Origin of the sequence: Pontivivens nitratireducens, from assembly GCF_014235845.1 — a bacterium.
In the GTDB taxonomy this organism is placed as follows: Bacteria; Pseudomonadota; Alphaproteobacteria; order Rhodobacterales; family Rhodobacteraceae; genus Pontivivens; species Pontivivens nitratireducens.
Genome location: NZ_JACJUQ010000014.1, coordinates 26,692 through 46,679, shown reverse-complemented (window position 1 = coordinate 46,679; position 19,988 = coordinate 26,692). Strand labels below are relative to the sequence as shown.

The following is a 19,988-nucleotide window of genomic DNA, read 5'->3' as shown; positions in this document are numbered from 1 at the left end:
TTTCGCGCCATCTTAAATCCTGTATCCGGCCACCCCCCGCATCGGCGCGACACCAGCGGGGCGTGAGGCGATTATTCCCGCTAATCCCCTCATATTTTCTTGATTCATGACGCGAATATCCCCCATAATCCCCTCATGCACATCTGGAACAGTCCCGCCTGGCCGCATTTCCGTCACGACCCCGCCAAGACGGAGCGTCCCCTCGCCCATGTCATGGCCCGTCTGGGCAGCATCGACGGCCTGCACGCGGGGTTGAGCGCAGCGGAGCGACAGGAGATTTTCCTGCGCGCCATCACGGGTGAGGCTCTGGCCAGCTTCGCGATCGAGGGCGTCCGCCTGCCCGCGCCCGAAATCGAAGCCTCCGTAATCGCCTCACTGACCCACCGGCAGACCGTGCCACAACGGCGCAGCGACGCCATCGCCGAGCTGATGCTGGACGCCCGCACCGCTGACACGCGTGTCCCCGACGCCAGCGAGGAAGATTCGCAAGCCCCCTTCGACATCCCGACCCTGCACCGCTGGCATGCGCTGCTGTTCCACGGGATGGAGGTTGAGGATCCCGGCCGCTGGCGCAGCTTTCCCATCGACATCGTGCGCGGTCCCAGCGGTCAGCCGCGCGACGTGCTCTATTCTGCCCCCCCGCCCGAGCGGGTGCCCCAGGAAATGCAACGCTTCCTCGGCTGGCTGGCGCGGGACACGCACCCCCTGCCCGTGCGGGCCGCCCTCGCGCATCTGTGGTTCGAATCCATCCACCCCTTTGCCGATGGAAATGGCCGGATCGGGCGCGCCATAGTCGAGCGTATCTTCGCCACCCAGGGCGCCCTGCCCTTCTCCCTGTCCCGCCAGATCGAGGCGGACAAGCGCGGCTATTACGCCGCCCTGCAAACCGGTCGCCGCGACGCGGGCGACCATATCGACGCCACCGGCTTCGTGCTGTGGTTTCTCGACCGTCTGGATGCCGGGATCACCGAAGCGGCGGCGCAGGCCCGCTTTCTGGTGCGTCGCAACGCCTACCTCACCGCCCATGCCGACCTGCCGCCGCGCCCCCTCGCCGTGCTGCGCCGCCTGTTCGAACAGGGGCAAATCCGCGTGGAACAGGGCCTGTCCGCCGGTCCCTATGCCAGGATGGCCAAAGTCTCCGCCGCCACCGCCACCCGCGATCTGACGATGATTGAGTCCGCCGGCGCGCTCATCCGCTCCACCTCCGGCGGTCGCTCCACCCGCTACCTGCTGACATGGTAACGGCGGTGCGGCAGGCCGCGCTTTCGCCCCGATGCCAAGAGGAAGGATGCCAGGAAGAAAATCATGTGCCCACGTGGCCACCCGACCCATCCGGTGGCGCGTCGCGACGGCAAATATGAAGGACGAAAACTGAATTCTGCAAGATTGCGCAGTATTAGGAGGCAATCCGCTCTATAGCGAAATTATGATTTGAAAGCAGTATCTTAAAGTACGACCGACTCTCTCTAGCCCTAATGCATCTAGACATTGCAACCGTTGGCGTAATTGTTGCCGGCGGTGACCATGATCGGCACGGTCCCATCCAACGCCTTGTACATGCGGCATTGAATCGGCACAGCACCCCCGGCACGTCCTCTCTAGCGGTCGATCCCCTCGATGCTGATCCGCCGGATGCCGTCCAGCGCCGCCATGCTGTAGATCGTGTCGCGCAAATGGGTGGAGACATGCCGTGCATGAAACCGGCTGGGCGCGCGCAGGATCAGCCGATCCACCTCGACCCGTCCGGCCAATCCGGCGATCCAGGCCGCATGGGTATGGGGATTCGCCCGCTGCAACCGGCCCGAGATCCGCGCCCATCCCGCATCCTGCCCGTCCGGCTCCGCGATGCCGGGAAAGCGCACGACGTTGCCCGCCTGCTCCCGTGCTTGCCCGCTCGACTGCCCATCTCGCTGCGACGCCCTCAAGTCATTGCCCGTGCCATCGCCCATGCCGTCTCCGGTCATCCGCGCGAGGAAATCCGGGCCGACATTCGCGAAACTGTCGCGCGTCGCATGCAGGATCGCGGCCGTATCCAGCCGGTAGACCGCCACCCGGCCCCGCGCGCCCTGCCGCACCAGCACCAGCCAGCCAAGCTCACGCAACCGCGCCATCTGCCGCTTGACCGTGCGCGTATCCACCGACCACAGCGCCGCGATCTCACGCTGGCCGGTGGTCAACTCATCGCGCCGCCAATTGTACCGGGCCGTGATCAGCGTGCTCAGCCGCAAGGCCAGCATCGCCTCCGCACCGCCCTGCCCCATCCCCCACGCGCCAAGCGCGGTGAGAAGATCGTATTTGCGTTCCGCGGCGCCCTGCCCCATGAACGCCTGCTTGCCATCTGTCGCCCGCATCGGTCCTGCCTTCCGGTGCGTTTGCGGGTCTGCTCTCTGATCCTCCATCGGCCCCGACGCTTCGGGCGACAGGAACCGGGCCGACTCTCATCGAAACGCTTTTCACTGCTCTTGAAGGATTAGCGTTTGATAACCCGATTCTGTCAAGGATCGGTTAACGCGCCCTCCCTTCCCGATCTCCTTCAAAGAATAAAGTCAGGTATCAATGGTATAGGGTGACATGCAGGCTGTCCCCCATTCGAGGGCAAATGTCCCCCAATCTGTAGCGGAACCTCTCGCCCTGTCCCCCAATATGGCGCGCCAGGGCCACGGCAACCGCGAATCAGTGGCCCCCGCCCCATCGCCTTGCAGCAAAGGGCTTTCCCCGCGGGGAACCGTTTCCCTTTGCCAGCATGGAAAGAAATTGCTCCTTTGGCAAATTCGGCGTATTTCACGAATGAAGCTGATTTTACGTTTTGGGGAAATGCCCATGTTCGACCATACCGACCTCGCCACCCTTCAGGCCCGCTCGCTCAAGATGCAGGGCTGGATACGCGAGCAGACCTTCTCGCCCGAGATGACCAAGACCCTGCGCCGCTTTTCCTCGTGGGAGGTGGCGGAGCTGATCCTGGGCATCAACCAGAACACCTTTCGCGGCAAGCTGGCCGCCGACCCCTCCTTCCCCGCGGGGAATGTCGAGGTGGATGGACGGCAGCGCTGGTTCAGCCTTGAGGAGATCAACGAGCTGCGCCGGCGCATGCGGATCGGGCGCAAGTCGTTGTTGCCCCCCCGCCCCGAGGGCAAGCGCGCCATTCGCGCCGCCATCGCGAACTTCAAGGGCGGCGCGGGCAAGTCCACCGTGGCGCTGCACTTCGCCCATGCCGCCGCCCTGGACGGCTACCGCGTGTTGGCGGTGGACTTCGATCCGCAGGCGACGCTCAGCCATTCGATGGGGCTCAACGATGTGAGCGAGGATCACACCGTCTGGGGCATCATGGTGCGCGATCTGGAGCGGCAGACCGCCGAGCAGAACGCGGCGCCGGTCGCCGCCGAATCGGGGCGCAGCGTTCCGCGCCGCGATCTGCCGTCCTCGATCCTCGACATGGGGTTGGGGGCGTTGCGGGTGACGGACTTCATCAAGCCGACGGCCTGGCCCACCATCGACATCGTGCCCAGCTGCGCCAACGCGGCCTTTGTCGAGTTCGCCTCCGCCCAGTATCGCCATATCAATCCCGAATGGTCCTTCTTTGCCGCCATCGACCGCTGGCTGGATGCCCTGCCCGATGACAGCTACGACATCGTGATCTTCGACTGCCCGCCCGCCATCGGCTATCAGTCGATGAATGCGGTCTTTGCGGCGGATGTGCTGTGGGTGCCGTCGGGGCCGGGATATTGGGAATACGATTCCACCACCTCCTTTGTCGGGCAATTGTCCGAGGCGTTGGAGGATCTGGCCCATGGCTTCCCCGCGGGGAACCTGGACCTGCCCAAGAGCTTTCACGAAATGCGCTTTCTGATGACGCGCTATGAGCCGGGCAATGAATTGCACCGCGCCATGTTCGACGCCTTTCGCAAGGTCTGGGGCGAGCGGATGACGGAGCATCCGATCGAGCTGACCCGCGCGGTGGAGCAGTCGGGCCGGTTCCTGTCCTCGATCTACGAGGTGGATTACCGCGACATGACGCGCGCGACCTGGCGACGGGCGCGTGACAGTTTCGACCGGGCCTATCTGGAATTCCGCGACCATCTGATCGGAGTCTGGGACGATGTGGAGTGAGGTTCCCCGCGGGGAATGGGTCAGGACGCGATACCTATTCCCCGCGGGGAAGGGTTACGAAATGTTAACGATATGCGGTCAAGTTGGCGTGGCAGTGCGGCCCCTCGCACGCACCCGACCGACCGAGACACCGCACCCTGCGGGCCCCCTCGGATCGGGCCGCGTGTGTGAGAGGAGAGTATGATGAGCCGTAAGCGACGCACCTTTCAGATCGACCTGCCGGACGACCCGGCGCCGAGCACAGCGCCTGGCAATACAGGCAAAACAGCATCAGGCGACGCGGCAACGGATACGTCCACGAGCGGCACCGGCCCTGCCGGGCGGCGCGGCCCCATGGCCACCGCCGTGCGCGAAACCGGCGACAGCCGCGCCGCGCGGGCCGATACGGTCGAGGCCATCCGGGCGGAGAATGACCGGCTGGCCCATGAGTTCGTGGCGCTCAAGAAACAGGGCCTGATCGTCGCGCGCATCCCGCTGGATGCGGTTAAGATGAGCAAGCTGGTCCGCGACCGCCATACCAAGGCGGATGCCGATCTGCGCGACCTGATCGCCTCGATCCGCGAGGTCGGGCTGTCGAACCCGATTCAGGTCGAGCAGGCGGAGGATGGAACCTATGAGCTGATCCAGGGCTACCGACGGCTGGCCGCGTTTCGCGCGCTGGCCGAGGACGACGAGAGCTATGCCACCATCCCCGCAGGGATCGCGCCGGCGGGGCAGGGGGTGGACATGCTCTATCGCCGGATGGTCGATGAAAACCTGGTGCGCAAGAACATCTCCTTTGCCGAGATGGCCGCGCTTGCCCGTGATTATGCCGTCGATCCGCAGGTCGGCGCGCCGGGGGTGGAGGAGGCGATCCGGCTGCTCTATGCGTCCTCCAGCGCGCAAAAGCGCAGCTATATCCGCAGCTTCACCCTGTTGCTGGAGGTGCTGGAGCAGCATCTGGAATATCCCGAGGAAATCCCCCGCGCGCTGGGGCTAAGCCTGCGCAACCGCCTGTCTGAAATGCCGGAGGTGCAGGGCGCAATCGTCCGCGCGCTGCGCGACATGCCCAACCGCACGGTGGAGGAGGAGCTGGCCGTTCTGCGCCGTTTCGCCGGTGGCGCGGCGGAGACGGCGACCCCGGCGCGCACCGGCAGCGATAAGATGAGCCAGACGGCAAAGCCCCGCGGCAAGACGACCCTGCGCATCGAGCGGCCCGAGGGCACGGCGAAGCTGGTCGCCAGTGCCGGGCGGGTGGAGCTGAAGCTGGACAAGGACTTCTCGGATTACGAGGCCAGCCGGATGGAGCAGGCGGTTCTGGCCTTCCTGCGGGCGCTCGATTCCAATTGAGCGGGCCGGGGCTGCCGGGCGGGCAGGGGGGTTCCCCGCGGGGAATGGGTGTGAAGTGCTGACCTATTCCCCGCGGGGAACAGTCACGCGACGGCCCGGTGCGGGGCAGGGCGCAGCGCCTGCCGCAGATCGGCCAGCAAATCCTCCACGCCCTCCAATCCGACGGACAGGCGCACCAGCCCCTCCGCGATGCCATGCTCGGCGCGCTCCTGCGGGGTGTAGGTCGAATGGGTCATGCTGGCGGGATGCTGGATCAACGTCTCCGCATCGCCGAGGCTGACCGCCCGCGTGATCAGGTGCAGCCGGTCCATCATCGCGCGACCCGCATCCAGACCGCCCTCCAGCTCGAACGCGATCATGCCGCCCGCCTGTGCCATCTGCCGCTGCGCAAGGTCATATTGCGCAAAGCCGGGCAGGGCGGGGTAGTGCACGCTGGCCACGCCGGGTGTGGAGTCGAGCATCCGCGCGATGGTGTGGGCGCTGGCGCACACACGGTCCATCCGCAGCTCCAGCGTTTTGAGCCCGCGCAGGATCATCATCGCATTGAAAGGGGCCATGACGGCGCCGGTCATGTCCTTCATGCCGTAGAGGCGGATCTGTTCCACCATCTCGGCCGAACCCACCAGCAGCCCCGCCACGACATCGCCGTGCCCGCCCAGATACTTGGTGGCCGAATGCACCACGATGTCCGCTCCGTGTTCGATCGGGCGGGTCAGGTAGGGGGTGGCGTAGGTGTTGTCCACCACCACCACGGCCCCGGCGGCGTGGGCAATCTCAGCCGTGGCGGCAATGTCCACCAGCCGCATGTTGGGGTTGGCCGGCGTCTCGAAATACACGACCCTGGTGCGGGGGCCGATGGCGGCTTCGAGGTTGGCAGGGTCGGTCAGATCGATATGGGTCACGGTGATGCCGAACTTCGCCAGCCCGTGCTGCATGAACGAGAACGTGCAACCGTAGAGGGTCTTGTCCAGGATCACCTCATCCCCCGGCGCGAGCAAGGTCCACATGGTCGAGGTGATGGCCCCCATCCCTGACGACAGTGCAAGGCCGGCCTCGCCCCCCTCCAGCACCGCGATGCGCCGCTCCAGCAGGTCATTGGTGGGGTTCGAGACGCGGGAATAGACGTGGCCCGGCCGCTCCCCCGCGAACATCTGGCCGCCATGCTCCGCCGTGTCGAAGGCGAAGGTGGACGTCAGGTGCAGGGGAGGGGTCAGCGCGCCCTCGTTCTGCATGGGATCGTAGCCGTGGTGAATGGCGCGGGTGGCGAAGCTGTCGGTCATGATGTCCTCCGTGTGATGCGGCATCATGGGACGGAAACGGCGCTTTGAAATTGCCAATCCTGCCCGCATTTGTCACTATATTGGAATATTATGCCAATGGAGGCCCGCATGGATCAGAAGGATCGGCAGATTGTTCGCGCCTTGCAGCGCGATGCGCGCATGACCAATCAGGACCTGGCGGCGGAGGTGAACCTGTCGCCCTCACCCTGTCTGCGCCGCGTGCGCAATCTGGAGAAATCAGGCGCGATCCGGGGCTATGCCGCGCTTGTGGATGAGGCCGCCTATGGCCTGCCGGTGACGGTCTTCGTGCGGGTTTCGCTGGCGCGTCATACCGAGGAGGCGGTGCAGCAGTTCGAGGCGGCGGTGGCGCGGGTGGATCAGGTGCTGGAATGCTTCGTGATGACGGGCGTGCAGGATTACCTGTTGCGCGTCGTGGTGGCCGATCTGCCCGATTACGAGCGGTTCGTGCGCAGGCGGTTGCACACGATCGGCGGCATCGCGTCGATCGACACCAGCTTTGTCTATGGCGTGGTCAAGCGCACCAGCGTTCTGCCCGTGGTCTGACCGCGCGAAGGGGTGCCGAGGGTATGGCCGGGCGCGAAGAATTGTCCGACAGGGCAGTGTGGTTCAGACTTGAGGCTCCATTTGCCTTAATCATCAAGCTCTTATCCGAAGATACTTGATTCCGTCAGGAGGGGACTGATCGGGGAACCGGTGCTAATGTTGATCCTCGGCACACATCATCAGTATACCTCAAGGGAGAAAAAAGTGAGCAGAATCTTCGGAAGCATCCGGCAGTCAGGCTATGTGGTCCGCGACATCAACGAGCGGATGGCCTTTTTGTCCGGGACGGTCGGGATCGGGCCCTGGTTCGTGGCGCGCAACGTGCAATTGCCTATGTGCACCTACCGGGATCGGGAAATCGAACTGGAAATGCACGTGGCCTTGGCCAACAGCGGTACGCATCAAATCGAACTGATCCAACAGGTAAGTCCGGTCGGCAGCATCTACACCGAATGGCTGGACCTCTACCCATCTGGCAACCTGCTGCAGCATGTCTCGTCCTGGGAAGAGGATTTCGACGGCGTGGTGAGCCGGGCGCAGACCGTTGGCTGGCGCATAATCCAGGAAGGCCGGTCAAACTATGGGCCTTTCGCCTATCTCGAACACCCAGATGATCCGAAAATGGTTTTTGAAGTGACCCTTAAGGGACCCGAACGCGCCTCGATTTTCGAGCAGGTCGAGGCGGCTGCGAAGGGCTGGGACGGCACCGACCCGATCCGGGAAGGTTGGCCGAAATACGAGGGCTGAAACAGCCGGCAGCGGTCTGCGCGATTGCATCTGAAAAACAGATACCACCCTTATTGTTATTAAATTTGACCATAGTGACCTCCCCCGGAATACTGGATGAAAGCAAGATGTCGGGGGAGATTGGAAGGTGCCATTCATGGCTTCACACCAAGAAAGCGGTCACGTGCATATGCCAAGCATCAAAAGTTATCGTGACGTTCATTATCGTGACGTTCAATTGTCTGCAAGGAGGCTTTAATGGGTGGCCAGGTCATAACCGATTACCACGAGATCACGCGCGTCCTGACGGATCGTTCCATGCGTCAGGCGCTGTATGACGAAGGCGGCGTCGTCATGGACGATGTGCTGCTGAAGTTGCACGGAAGAGATCATCACAAACGCCGGGTCCTGGAGTTTTCCGTTCTGCGCAAAGACTTTTTCTCGATCTATGAGACCGAAATATTCCTGCCCGCTCTGGCGCAGGTCATCGGGCCGCTTTCCGCAGACGGAAAGATGGATCTGATCGAATTCGGGTATCGCGTCACGATGAACCTTACTGCGGATTTCGCGGGCCTCGACCGCTCCGAGAAATCGCCCGAGGAAACCGAACGCCTGCTGAAGCTGGTCAAGGTATTCTCGGAATGCGCGACGCTGGTCCATTCGACCCGAAACAAGGAGGAAGTGCGCACCGAGGCGCGCGCGGCGCTCGAAGAATTGCGGACAGCCTTCCTCGAACCATCGGTCGAACGGCGTAAGGCGCTCTTGGCGAAAGAGGACGAGGTCCTGCCGCGCGATGTGCTGACCCTCTTGTTGCAGAACCAGGAAAAGCTGGGGATCACCGATGAGGTAATCCTGCGCGAGATGGCCTTTTTCCTGCAGGCTGGATCGCATTCCACAGCCAATTCAATGGTCCACGCGCTGCACGAGATTTTCACTCGATGGCCCGACCTCGATGCGCGAAGGGAGTTGCGCGAGGACCGGATTTACGTCCAGCGCTGCGTGCATGAGAGCTTTCGTTTGCATCCGGCCAGCCCGGTGGCCTGGCGTAGCCCCGAAACAGCCTGCCCGATGTCCAGCGAGGGGCGGGTCGAGCTGGACTTTGCAACTGCCAACCGGCAACGCGATCTCTTCGGCGAAACGGCGGACGATTTCGACCCGGATCGCCCGCTGCCGGAAGGTGTGCCGATGTGGGGCCTGACCTTCGGTTACGGAATGCACATGTGCCTCGGCCGCGATCTTGACGGCGGGCTGCCAGCCGGACCCGACACCGATCCTGAAACCCATCAGTACGGAATCGTGGCACGCCTGGTGCAGACGCTGCTGGACCGGGACGTGCGTCCCGACCCGGACCGTCCCGCGGTACAGGATGCCAACACCTCCCGTATGAACTTTTCGTCCTATCCCGTCCTTTTGAAATCGGAAGCCCGGACATGAGCATGAATTCCGTGATCGTAACCGGGGCTGCCGCCGGCCTGGGGGCAGGCGTCGCAGCCAAATTTGATGCGGAAGGGTATCGCGTCGGGGTTATGGATCTGGACCCCGAACTGACCCGCAAGACCGCCGCATCCCTTTCAAACGGGGTTCCGCTGGTCGCCGACGTGACCGATCAGGCCGCTGTCAATGCCGCATTCGAGCAATTCGGTGCCCTGGACGTTCTGGTGAATAACGCGGGCGTGCTGGCCACTGGCCCGCTGCTCAACCAGACTGCCGAAGAGTTCCGGCGCGTTCTGGATGTGCACGTCATGGGCACCTTTCTGTGTGCTCAGGCGGCGGCCGGAAAGATGAGGGAAAGTGGCGGCGTCATTGTCAATTTCAGCTCGATCAACGCGGTGACACCCGGTCCAGGCGCCGGGGCCTATCCAGCGGCAAAGGCAGCGATAGCAAAGTTGACTGAACAGATGGCTCTGGAATGGGGCGGCCTGGGCATTCGCGTCAACAGCATTGCTCCGGGTTTCATCGACGGGGGCATGTCCGCGCCGTTCTTCACCGATCCCAAGGTCCGGGCCGCGCGGGAAGGCGCTGTGCCTCATGGCGGGCTTGGTTCGATCGACGACATCGCCGAGGCGGTCTGGTATCTCGCTTCGCCGCAGGCCCGCTATGTCAATGCGCATCAACTGGTCGTGGATGGCGGGGTCTGTCACAGCCTGCTGCGCGCGCTGCCGCGGGAATGAGCGGATGCGCGTGGTCATTCTGACAGGCGGTATCTTCCACGACTTCGGGCAAATGACCGCAGCCACAGCGGGCATCCTGGCCACAGCGGGCATGGAGATGGAACTGGTCGGTTCGCCGGCAGAACTCGTCGCCGCGCTCGACAGTGCGCCGGCAGATGTGGTGGTGGTGCAGGCGCTACGGTTCCGGATGCTGGGAAATGAGAAATACGCGCCCTACACAGAACAATGGGCCTATGAAACCCAACCGGACCTGGTGCGCGCGCTCGAAGCGCATGCTGGAGCGGGTGGCGGGATCGTCGCCCTTCATACGGGCTGTATCTGTTTCGACGATTGGCAAGGCTGGCATGACCTTCTGGCCGGTGGATGGGTCTGGGGGCAAAGTTATCACGCGCCCGGACTGGAAAGCGTCGATGTCACCCCGTTGGGCGATCATCCCGTGACAGAGGGTATCGCGCCCTTTTGCGTAATCGACGAACATTACAGGGATCTGGCCATCCACCCCGAGGCCATCATCCTCGCCCAGGGCCGGACGCGCGAAGGGGTGGATTACCCCGTCGCGTGGGCCCGTGACCGCGGCGACGGGGGCCCGCGGGCGGTGACGCTGACGATTGGTCACGACCTGACCTCTATAGCCAATCCGGAACAGGCTCGATTCATCCAGCAAGCCGCGCTCTGGGTTGCGGGTAAGAATGGGAACAACAACAGATGAAACCTATGAACGAAATGTCGATCCTCATCACGGGAGGTGGCTCGGGCATCGGCGAGGGGACGGCGCGCTATTTTGCCCGCCATGGCGCCAAAGTCACGATCTGCGGACGGCGCGAAGAAAAGTTAAAGGCTGTGGCCGACAGCATAGGCCCTCTTTGCCATTACGAAGTCGGGGACATTACCCGCGACGAGGATTGTGTCCGCATCGTCGAGGCGGCGGTGGCGCAGGGCGGAGGACTGGACGCGCTTGTCAACAATGCCGGCAACATGCTGCGCGGGTCGATCACCGAAATGACGCGTGACGGGCTGCGGGAAGTCTTCGACACAAATGTCGTCTCGGGCATGATCCTGACCGCGCTGGCCCTGCCGCATCTGGAGGCGCGCCAAGGCGCGGTGATCTTCCTCGGCTCGGTGCATACCCGGCGCGCATATCCCGGCGCATCGCCTTATGCCGCGACCAAGGGCGCGGTCGAGGTGCTGGCCCGGGTGCTGGCGGCCGAACTGGGCAATCGCAAGGTGCGGGTGAACTGCGTCATTCCCGGTGCCGTGTCGACCGAGCTGAACATTCGCGCGGGCGTGGTCTCCGAAGAGGAACAGAAGGTGCGCATGAAGGCACTGGAATCCTCGCACGCTCTGGGCCGGATCGGCACGTCAGAGGAGTTGGCCGAGGCGATAGCATACATGTGCTGCGCCGAATGGACCACGGGAGCTTCGCTGGTGATAGACGGCGGATTGGCTTTGGGGATTTCGGATCTTTGAAGTTGAAAACTTAAAAAAAATCTAAGGGAGGAAAGAACATGCATTCTGTCAATGACTACGCGAACCTGGAGCCGACGCTGCGGGTGCCGGATCTCAAGCAGGCCCTCTACGATGCGGACCCGCTGTTCCTGACCTCCACGGTGGTCAGCCTTCATGGAGAGGAACACAAACGCAAGCGCCGCGTGGTGCAAAGCCTGTTTACGCGCGAGTTCTTTCGCCAGTACCAAAACCGCGTATTCCCCCTGGCCCTCGATGAGACGCTGGCTCCGGTCGTGGCGGCCGGGCGCGGCGACCTCGGCACCTTTTCCTACCGTGTCCTCGTCAACCTGGTGGCAGATGCGGCAGGGCTCGACCGGGACCATACCGAGGCCCAGACCGACCGAATGCTGGAGATCATTACCAAGCTGGGCAAGGCGCCAACCATCGGCCAGATGCTGAGCGGCAGCATCGACGAGGCGCGCGCAGAGATCCAGGAGGCGCTGGACCTGTTCAAGGTCTCTTTCTATGAACATTCCGCCGCCCGCCGTCGCGCGCTTATCGCGAAAAAGGCCGAGGACCCTTCCGTCGATCTGCCGCGAGACATGCTGGTCTGCATGCTGCAGGCGTTTGACGGGGAGATCGAGGAGGACCAGCTGGTCCGCGATACCGCCTTTTTCATTCTCGCCGGTGCCTTCACGCAGGCCAATGCGCTTCAGAACACGATGTGGGAAATCCTGACCTGGTGCTCTGCGCATCCGGAAACGCGGGCCGAACTGCTGACTGACCCCGCGACCTTGCAGAAATTCATCTGGGAATCGCTGCGTCTGCATCCGGCCAGCCCCGTGGCGCGGCGCAAGGCGCTGTGTCCGATGGATCTGCCTGACGGTGCTTCGGTCGATGAGGAAGAGATCGTCGACGTGAACATCGGGACGGGCAACCGTGACAACTCGGTTTTCGGAGACGATGCCGCCACCTTCAATCCCTATCGCGAGCTTCCGCGCCGGGTTCCTCTTTACGGTGCGACATTCGGGGCCGGCGCCCATGCCTGTGTGGGGCGCATTCTGGCGGCGGGTATGCCGATGGCGGTCGCCGGAGACGAGGAGGGTGAAACAGAGTATGGCACCCTTTACCTCGTTGTTCAGGCGCTGCTGGAGGCGGGAATCGAGTTCGATCCTGACGAGGCGCCGGTCATCGACGAAAGCACCGAACGCAAGCATTTCGAGTCGTTTCCCTTTGTCCTTCGCCAAGGACAGGCTTGATGGGGGAGTCGTCGGCGGATTTCGATCGCAGCGCGGACATTGTTGTTGTCGGTTTCGGTTGTGCCGGACTGGCCGCGGCGATCTCCGCCTGGCGTGCGGGAGCGGAGACGCTGGTGCTGGAGAAACAGGCGCAGGACGCCCATACTCCCAGCACCCGCATGTCCGGTGGCATGATGATGGCCGCGACAGATATCGCCGGCGCGACGGACTATCTTGACCGTTGCGCCGGGGGAATGGTGCCCCGGGACGTCAGCGAAGCCTGGGCCCGTCGCGCGATAACGCTCATCGACTGGTTGCTCGAAATTGCGCCGGGGCTCGACCTGAAGCATGTCGGCGGTGCGGAGCATCCGGACTTCGAAGGCGCCGAAGCATTGGGCGTTTACCAGCCCGGAGGTGCCAAGACGCGGCTCGATCAGAATGGCAAGGCGGGGACGTTCCTTTGGGACCAACTGGTGTCCAATTTCCATGAGAAGACCAAGGTGCCGGTTCTCTGGAACGCACCCGCCGACCGGCTAATTCGGAACCGGAGTGGCCGGGTCATCGGGGTCGAGACCACCGATGGCCGCCGGATCGAGGCCCGCAAGGGCGTCATTCTGACTTGTGGCGGCTATCTGCACAACGCGCAGATGAAGCAGGACTACCTGCGCACCTGGCCGGTCTATTTCTACGGCAATCCCGGCAATACCGGCGACGGTGTGCGCATGGCGCAGGATGTGGGTGCCGATCTCTGGCACATGAACCAGATGATCGGGCGGGCCATCGGGAATTTTCCGTTGGAGGACGGGAGCGACCTGCCGGTGATGCTGTTCCTTAACCCGCCGGGCTACGTGATCACGGACTGCAATGGCAAACGCTTTGCCGACGAAAGCGCCCAGGCCGACCTGCTTCATGGTTTCTACTATCATCTGCTGTCCTATGACCCCGCTACCGGGGAAACGCCGCGCAACCCTTCTTACTGGTTCTTCGATGAAAAGCGGCGCAAGGCGGGCATGCTGACACTGCCCTCGGTCGGGGCGCACGCGGTTGGCCTCTATAACTGGAGCAGTGACAACAGGGCCGAGATCGAGCGCGGCTGGATCGCCTCGGGTGCGACTATTGCCGAGGCGGCGGCCGCGGCGGGGGTCGAGGATCCCGAGGGTGCCGAGGCGGAGGTGGCCGCGTACAACGCCGCCTGCCGCGACGGAGCACCCGACCCGCACGGCCGTCCGGCCGAGACGATGGTGCCGCTGGATGAGGGGCCATTCTACTGTGTGCGTCTCTATCCCGGAGGCTCGAACACCACCGGCGGCCCGCGCCGCAACGCGCGCGCCGAGGTATTGGACACGCGCGGCCAACCGATCCCCGGACTTTTTGCAGCCGGAGAGTTGGGACAGGCGACAGGGATGCTCTACCCCTCCGACGGATGCAATCTCTCCGAGGGGTTTTGTTTTGGCCAGATCGCGGCGGAAGCCGCATTAGAACTTCAGGAGGTTAACACATGACCGAAGGACTCCCATCGAACTTGGCCGACAAGGTCGCTCTCGTCACCGGCGCCGCCTCTGGCATGGGCCGACGCGAGGCGGAACTCCTTGCCGCTGCGGGCGCACGGGTGATCGTCGCGGATATCCTGCGCGACGAGGGCGAGGCCGTCGCTCAAGGGCTGCGGGACCAAGGGCTTTCGGCGCGTTTCCATGAACTCGACGTATCTGGCGAGGCGGGCTGGGCCGACCTTGCTGCCAGCATTGCTTCGGAGGAAGGCCGGGTCGATGTCCTGGTCTGCAACGCAGGGGCGAATGGCTCCGCCGCGCCGGATGTCTTGTCGTCAGACTTGATGGAAAAGCTCATCGCGATCAACCTGCGGGGTACCATGCTGGGCGTTCAAGCGATCCGGCCCTTGATGGGCAGGGGCGCCTCGATCATCACTACCGGCTCGATCTGCGCGCGGGTCGGAACGCCGGGAGTGCACATGGCCTATCATGCGACCAAGGGCGCGGTCGAAGCCTTCACGCGCGCGGCGGCCGCGGAATATGGCCCCGAGGGCATCAGGGTAAACTGTATCCATCCCGGTGTAATGCCGCCCATGCGCGACCGGCAGGGCGCCAGCCATGCGACGCGTGACCGCCTGATCGAAAGCATCCCGCTGCGCCGGATCGGCGAATGGGACGATGTCGCGCGGGTGGTCCTGTTTCTGGCGACTGACGCTGCAGCTTATGTCAGCGGCACGGCTATCCCGGTCGATGGCGGATTTCTGGCAACCTGAGATGGAGGTGCAACAGATACCCCGCCCCTGCGACCACGAAGTGCTCACCAGCGGTTTCGACCTGGGCGGTTTGCGGCTGCGCAACCGGATTGTCATGGCGCCCATGACACGGGAATGTGCGCCCGATGGTGTACCGACCCTGGAGATGGCCCGCTATTATGCCCGGCGGGCTGAAGGCGGCGTCGGCATGATCGTGACAGAGGGCGCGGCGCCCAACGAAGAGGGCAGGTTCGGACGTAACGTGCCCCGGCTCTACGGTGCCGATGCGCTGGCGGGCTGGGCGCGTGTCGTCGCGCCGGTCAAGGCCGCAGGGGCTGCGATCCTGGCGCAAATCTGGCATGTCGGCGGCTTCACGCCCTCGATGATCAACATGCCCGACAGCCTCGACGTGTCACGGGTCAGCCCGTCCGGGCTGGCCGCGACGGGGTATCCGGTCGGAACAGCCATGACAACCCGACAGATCGCCCGTACAGTGCGCGACTACGGGCAAGCGGCGCGACAGGCACGCGAGGTCGGTTTTGACGGGGTTGAGATCCATGCCGCGCATGGGTACCTGCCCGACCAGTTTTTCTGGTCGGAAAGCAATTTGCGCAAGGACTGCTACGGCGGCGACATCGCGGCCCGCTGTCGTTTCGCCGCCGAAGTCATCCACGAATGCAAGGCGCAGGCGGGATCGGACTTCATCGTCACCTTGCGCATATCTCAGTGGAAACAACTGGATTTCCAGGCCCGTGTCGTCGGAACTCCTGAGGAACTCTCGGACTGGCTGAAGCCGCTGGTGGCATCCGGTGTGGACGGGTTCCACGTCTCGACGCGGCGTTTCTGGGACCAGGTCTTTTCGTCCAGTGGAGCGAGTCTGGCGTCCTGGGTGCGCCGTCTGTCCGGGCGTCCGGTGATCGCCGTAGGCTCCGCACTTCTGGATCGGGACTTCAAGGCGGCGGATGGCAAGAAGCGCGGCGCTCTGTCGCCAAGAACCCTGCAATGGGCCGCCGATGCGATTGAGGATGGCGAGTTCGACCTGATTGCCTTCGGGCGGGCACTACTGGCCAATCCCGACCTTGCGCAGCGCCTGGTGTCCGGTGAGGTGGCCGGGCTCAGGGATTATGACCGCAGCTACCTGGAAACACTGAAATGAGGAGCCGGCGACGATGATCGTAGAGGAAAGAACCTACACCTTTCACCCGGGACGTCTGCAGAAATTTCTGGAGGAATATGAAACTGTGCGCGACCTGCAGAGCCGCACGCTGGGGGAGATGGTGGGCTATTTCACCTCGGAGTTCGGAGTGCAGAACCAGACCGTCCATCTCTGGGCGTACGACAGTCTCGAGGATCGCGACGCGCGACGATCAGAACTGGCGGCGGTGCCCGAGTGGCAAGCCTTCCTGGGGCGGATTCTTCCGCTTCTGGACCGGCAGGAAAACCGTATCCTGAAGCCCTTGGCGTTTTCACCTCTTGGGAGCCCGACATGACGGTGTCGGCAATTTGATCAGTACTGCGGCCAAATCGTGGCCACCTAACACGGGAGGATAATGATGCTGCTTCAGCAATTGTTGAACGGGCTGGTCGTCGGGGGGGTGTATGCACTGTTCGCGGTCGGTTTCAATCTGATCTTCGGCATTCAACGCTTTCTCAACCTGGCACATGGGGCGGTCTTCATGACCGGTGCTTTCGTGGCCTACTATACCGTCGAGGCCGGCGGTCCGCTGATCCTGGGGTTCCTGGCGGCGATCATCATTTCCGGCCTTCTGTCGGTGCTGATCGAGATCGTCTGTTTCCGCAGGCTGCGCAAGTCGGGCGATGCCGAGTTCGGCGCTATCCTGTCGTCCATGGGCGCGAGCCTGGTCATCATGACGGTTTGGCAGTGGATCTCCAAGACGCAGGTCGTCCGATTCCCCTTCGATACCGTTCCGGTGGTAATCTTCCGATTCTGGGGTCTTCGCGTCTCGCTCTTGCAAGTGATCATGATGGTGGCCGCGGTCGTGATCGTGATGATCATGGCCTGGTTCCTCTACCGCACCTCATTTGGCCGCCAGGTCCGGGCCGTCACCGACAATGAGAAGGCAGCGACGCTGGTGGGGGTGAACCCGAACCGCACCTACAGCTTGACCTATTTCATTTCAGGCGCATTGGCCGGGGCGGCGGGTGTTCTGGTCGGGCTGGCGTTCAACAACATCAACTACATGATGGGTGAGCCCTATCTGCTGTTCGGGTTCGCGATCATCATCCTGGGCGGCCTGGGCAGCATCCCGGGCGCACTTCTGGCCAGTCTGATCTTCGGCATGGGCCAGACGCTGGCCATTGCCTACCTGCCGTCCGGTCTGACCACGGCATTCATCTTTTCCGCCATGTTCCTGATCCTTCTCGTCAAGCCCACAGGCCTGATGGGCAGGGAAGAAGCTGGCATCCTGCGCGGTCGGAGGTAAATTCATGACAAACATCCTTTTGGGATATCAGCCGCTCTTCGATCTGTTCCTGCTGCACCTTGGTATGGCCTATAGCCAGTGGTTGGTGCTGCGGGCCGGGGTCTTTTCGCTGGCCACGGCGGGCCTTGCCGCGGTGGGCGCCTACACCGGCGGCATCCTTGTTGTTTCACTCGGGTTCCCCGCGCCCGTAGCACTTCTTCTGGCGGGGCTCGCAGGGGGAATCGTTGCCCTTGGACTGTCCATTCCGCTTGCCCGGTTACGCGGGGTCTATCAGGCCATTGCCACGGTGGCCTTCATCCAGATCGTCCTGTCGCTGAACATCTACGCCAGCGGGTTGACGGGCGGGCCGCAGGGCCTGAACGGCATCCCCAAGACAGTAGGGACCGTGACCCTTCTGATCGCCGGCATCCTGACCGTCTACCTGATGTACACCATCACGAACAGTCGCCTGGGCCGCGCCTTCGACGCCATCCGACAGAACGAGGCCGTCGCGGCCTCGCTGGGCGTCTCGATCGTCCGGCACCAGACCCTGGCCTTTATCATTTCCGGTGCGCTCGCCGGAGTCTATGGCGCGCTGGAGGCCTTCCACTCCTACGCTTTGGCACCGTCGCAATTCGGCTTTACCTTCCTGATCTCCATCCTGGCCTATGTGGTGCTGGGGGGGCGGAACACGATTATCGGACCCATTGTCGGCACCGCGATCTTGCTGCTCCTTCCCGAGATCGCCCGGCCGCTCGCCGAGGCGCGGATGCTGGTCTATGGCCTGCTGCTGATCCTTGTCATCAACTACCTCCCCCACGGGATCGCGGACACTCTGATCGAGCGCGCCCGTGCCCGCAGGCTGAGCGCGCGCCTAGCCAAATCCGACTCCGTAGCCACAACTGCCACGAGGAACTGAATTATGTCTCTGACCCTACAAAATGTCAGCAAGCGGTTCGGTGGCGTCGTCGCGTCCGACTCGGTGAACATCACCGTCCCTAAGGGTAAGATCACCGGCTTGATCGGACCGAACGGGGCCGGCAAGACCACGATCGTCAATATGATCACTGGAATGCTGGCGGTCAGCGACGGACAGATTTCGGTCGGAGGTCGGGACATTACCCATGCCTCCGCCGACGAGATCTGCCGCGCCCGGCTGGCGCGAACCTTTCAGAACATCCGAATTCTGCCGGACAATTCGGTTCTGGAAAACATCCTGATCGGCTTTCACCGGCACGAGAAATGCTCGACCCTGGCGGCGATCCTGGGCCTGCCCAGTGCACGCCGGGAATCCGAGAAGATCGTCAAAATGGCCGAGGAACTGCTACAGCGCTTCGGGATGAGCGCGTTGGCGGACTTCCCCGCGGGCGGGCTGTCATACGGACACCAGCGCAAGCTGGAGATGATGCGCGCACTGGCCTCGGAGCCCGAATTCATGCTGCTCGATGAGCCAATCGCGGGGATGAATGATGTCGAGTCAGACTCCTTGGCGGAGCTTTTTCAGGAACTGGCCTCGACGGGCATGGGCATCTTGCTGATCGAACACAATATCCGCTTCGTCTCGAAGCTATGCGAATACATCTACGTCCTGGACGGCGGGCGCCTGATTGCCGAAGGCGCACCGACGGTCGTCCTGCGCGATCCCGAGGTGATGGCGGCCTATATCGGAGGCGAACATGCTTGATATCGCTGACCTGGAAGTACGCTATGACGGGATCGTCGCCCTGCGAGGGGTGTCCCTGACCGTGGGCGCGGGCGAGGTTGTCGCTCTGATCGGGCCGAACGGCGCCGGTAAATCGACACTGATCAACACCATTTCGGGACTGGTTTCGGCCGCCTCGGGCACCATTCACGTCGGCGGTGAGGACTTCACCCATCTTCGGCCCTGGACTATCTCCGCAAAGGGAGTGTTGCAGGTGCCCGAGGGTCGGCAGGTCTTTTCCGATATGACGGTGCTCGAAAACCTCCAGCTGGGCGCTACTGCGCTTCGCGGCAGGCCATCCGATCTGGACGTCAAGGACGTTTTCGAGCTGTTCCCGATCCTTCAGGAACGGTCTACGCAACTGGCCGGGTCGCTGTCGGGCGGCCAACAGCAAATGCTGGCCATCGGTCGGGCCCTTATGGGGGCACCCAAGTTGCTTTTGCTGGACGAGCCAAGCCTCGGGCTTGCACCGGTCGTGATCTCGCAGGTCTTCGCCGCATTGAGAACGCTCAAGGAGAAGGGCATGACAATCTTGCTCATCGAGCAAAACGCGACGCTCGCGCTCGACTTGTCAAACCGGGCATACATCCTCGATCAGGGCCGGATCGTCCTGTCGGGAAACAGTGCCGATCTCGCCGCCGACGAAGGCGTGGTCGCACATTATCTTGGTGTCGATGCGGAAGTATGACGCACCACAATGAAAATACTAATCAAAATCAGGGAGAAAAAATCATGACATGTTTTGGAAAGTTGCTTGCTACGT

General features: G+C 63.1%; 20 protein-coding genes. 18 read left to right on the top strand and 2 right to left on the bottom strand.

Going from position 1 to position 19,988, the window contains the following annotated elements:
- Window positions 1–135 precede the first annotated feature (135 nt).
- Entirely contained in the window at window positions 136–1,242 is a 1,107-nt protein-coding gene (locus H1S03_RS14150; RefSeq protein ID WP_185804977.1) for a Fic family protein, read from the top strand.
- A 356-nt stretch (window positions 1,243–1,598) separates the two neighbouring features.
- Here H1S03_RS14150 and H1S03_RS14145 read toward each other — a convergent pair whose 3' ends face one another.
- Window positions 1,599–2,351 carry a hypothetical protein gene (locus H1S03_RS14145; RefSeq protein WP_249777936.1) on the bottom strand — a complete coding sequence of 251 codons (753 nt, stop codon included), beginning with the start codon at window positions 2,349–2,351 and terminating at the stop codon, window positions 1,599–1,601.
- Between the two features lie 469 nt (window positions 2,352–2,820).
- Here H1S03_RS14145 and H1S03_RS14140 point away from each other — a divergent pair, with 469 nt between their 5' ends.
- Both H1S03_RS14140 and H1S03_RS14135 read left to right on the top strand, forming a co-directional pair.
- Window positions 2,821–4,107 carry an AAA family ATPase gene (locus H1S03_RS14140; RefSeq protein ID WP_166195518.1) on the top strand — a complete coding sequence of 429 codons (1,287 nt, stop codon included), beginning with the start codon at window positions 2,821–2,823 and terminating at the stop codon, window positions 4,105–4,107.
- Between the two features lie 183 nt (window positions 4,108–4,290).
- On the top strand, window positions 4,291–5,436 hold the full coding sequence (locus H1S03_RS14135) for a ParB/RepB/Spo0J family partition protein (protein WP_185804976.1): 1,146 nt from the start codon (window positions 4,291–4,293) through the stop codon (window positions 5,434–5,436).
- A gap of 83 nt (window positions 5,437–5,519) precedes the next feature.
- Here H1S03_RS14135 and H1S03_RS14130 read toward each other — a convergent pair whose 3' ends face one another.
- On the bottom strand, window positions 5,520–6,716 hold the full coding sequence (locus H1S03_RS14130; RefSeq protein WP_185804975.1) for a methionine gamma-lyase: 1,197 nt from the start codon (window positions 6,714–6,716) through the stop codon (window positions 5,520–5,522).
- 108 nt (window positions 6,717–6,824) lie between these two features.
- Here H1S03_RS14130 and H1S03_RS14125 point away from each other — a divergent pair, with 108 nt between their 5' ends.
- From H1S03_RS14125 to H1S03_RS14055, 15 genes are all read left to right on the top strand, one after another.
- Entirely contained in the window at window positions 6,825–7,280 is a 456-nt protein-coding gene (locus H1S03_RS14125; protein WP_185804974.1) for an Lrp/AsnC family transcriptional regulator, read from the top strand.
- Between the two features lie 204 nt (window positions 7,281–7,484).
- Window positions 7,485–8,027 (top strand): VOC family protein, encoded by a 543-nt coding sequence (locus H1S03_RS14120; RefSeq protein WP_185804973.1) that lies wholly within the window; start codon window positions 7,485–7,487, stop codon window positions 8,025–8,027.
- 237 nt (window positions 8,028–8,264) lie between these two features.
- The gene (locus H1S03_RS14115) at window positions 8,265–9,440 is read left to right on the top strand and encodes a cytochrome P450 (RefSeq protein WP_185804972.1); all 1,176 of its coding nucleotides are present in this window, start codon (window positions 8,265–8,267) and stop codon (window positions 9,438–9,440) included.
- Complete coding sequence (locus H1S03_RS14110; protein WP_249777935.1) at window positions 9,437–10,177, top strand: SDR family NAD(P)-dependent oxidoreductase; 741 nt, start codon at window positions 9,437–9,439, stop codon at window positions 10,175–10,177. Before H1S03_RS14115 ends, H1S03_RS14110 begins: the two co-directional genes overlap by 4 nt.
- Window positions 10,178–10,181: 4 nt before the next feature.
- Window positions 10,182–10,886: a ThuA domain-containing protein gene (locus H1S03_RS14105; protein ID WP_185804971.1), complete on the top strand. Its 705-nt coding sequence runs from the start codon at window positions 10,182–10,184 to the stop codon at window positions 10,884–10,886.
- The gene (locus tag H1S03_RS14100) at window positions 10,883–11,644 is read left to right on the top strand and encodes an SDR family NAD(P)-dependent oxidoreductase (RefSeq protein ID WP_185804970.1); all 762 of its coding nucleotides are present in this window, start codon (window positions 10,883–10,885) and stop codon (window positions 11,642–11,644) included. Before H1S03_RS14105 ends, H1S03_RS14100 begins: the two co-directional genes overlap by 4 nt.
- A gap of 38 nt (window positions 11,645–11,682) precedes the next feature.
- Window positions 11,683–12,882, top strand: a complete 1,200-nt coding sequence (locus H1S03_RS14095; RefSeq protein WP_185804969.1) for a cytochrome P450 — start codon at window positions 11,683–11,685, stop codon at window positions 12,880–12,882.
- Window positions 12,882–14,363, top strand: a complete 1,482-nt coding sequence (locus H1S03_RS14090) for an FAD-dependent oxidoreductase (RefSeq protein ID WP_185804968.1) — start codon at window positions 12,882–12,884, stop codon at window positions 14,361–14,363. The genes H1S03_RS14095 and H1S03_RS14090 overlap by 1 nt, the downstream gene beginning before the upstream one ends.
- Window positions 14,360–15,121, top strand: a complete 762-nt coding sequence (locus H1S03_RS14085; protein ID WP_185804967.1) for an SDR family NAD(P)-dependent oxidoreductase — start codon at window positions 14,360–14,362, stop codon at window positions 15,119–15,121. Before H1S03_RS14090 ends, H1S03_RS14085 begins: the two co-directional genes overlap by 4 nt.
- Entirely contained in the window at window positions 15,099–16,256 is a 1,158-nt protein-coding gene (locus H1S03_RS14080; protein WP_221892712.1) for an oxidoreductase, read from the top strand. Before H1S03_RS14085 ends, H1S03_RS14080 begins: the two co-directional genes overlap by 23 nt.
- Window positions 16,257–16,269: 13 nt before the next feature.
- Window positions 16,270–16,590, top strand: a complete 321-nt coding sequence (locus tag H1S03_RS14075) for an NIPSNAP family protein (RefSeq protein WP_185804966.1) — start codon at window positions 16,270–16,272, stop codon at window positions 16,588–16,590.
- Window positions 16,591–16,653: 63 nt separating this feature from the next.
- Complete coding sequence (locus H1S03_RS14070; protein ID WP_185804965.1) at window positions 16,654–17,544, top strand: branched-chain amino acid ABC transporter permease; 891 nt, start codon at window positions 16,654–16,656, stop codon at window positions 17,542–17,544.
- Window positions 17,545–17,548: 4 nt separating this feature from the next.
- Window positions 17,549–18,442: a branched-chain amino acid ABC transporter permease gene (locus tag H1S03_RS14065; RefSeq protein ID WP_185804964.1), complete on the top strand. Its 894-nt coding sequence runs from the start codon at window positions 17,549–17,551 to the stop codon at window positions 18,440–18,442.
- Window positions 18,443–18,445: 3 nt separating this feature from the next.
- Window positions 18,446–19,207, top strand: a complete 762-nt coding sequence (locus H1S03_RS14060) for an ABC transporter ATP-binding protein (protein ID WP_221892711.1) — start codon at window positions 18,446–18,448, stop codon at window positions 19,205–19,207.
- Window positions 19,200–19,913 carry an ABC transporter ATP-binding protein gene (locus H1S03_RS14055; protein ID WP_185804963.1) on the top strand — a complete coding sequence of 238 codons (714 nt, stop codon included), beginning with the start codon at window positions 19,200–19,202 and terminating at the stop codon, window positions 19,911–19,913. The genes H1S03_RS14060 and H1S03_RS14055 overlap by 8 nt, the downstream gene beginning before the upstream one ends.
- The last annotated feature ends 75 nt before the right edge of the window (window positions 19,914–19,988 follow it).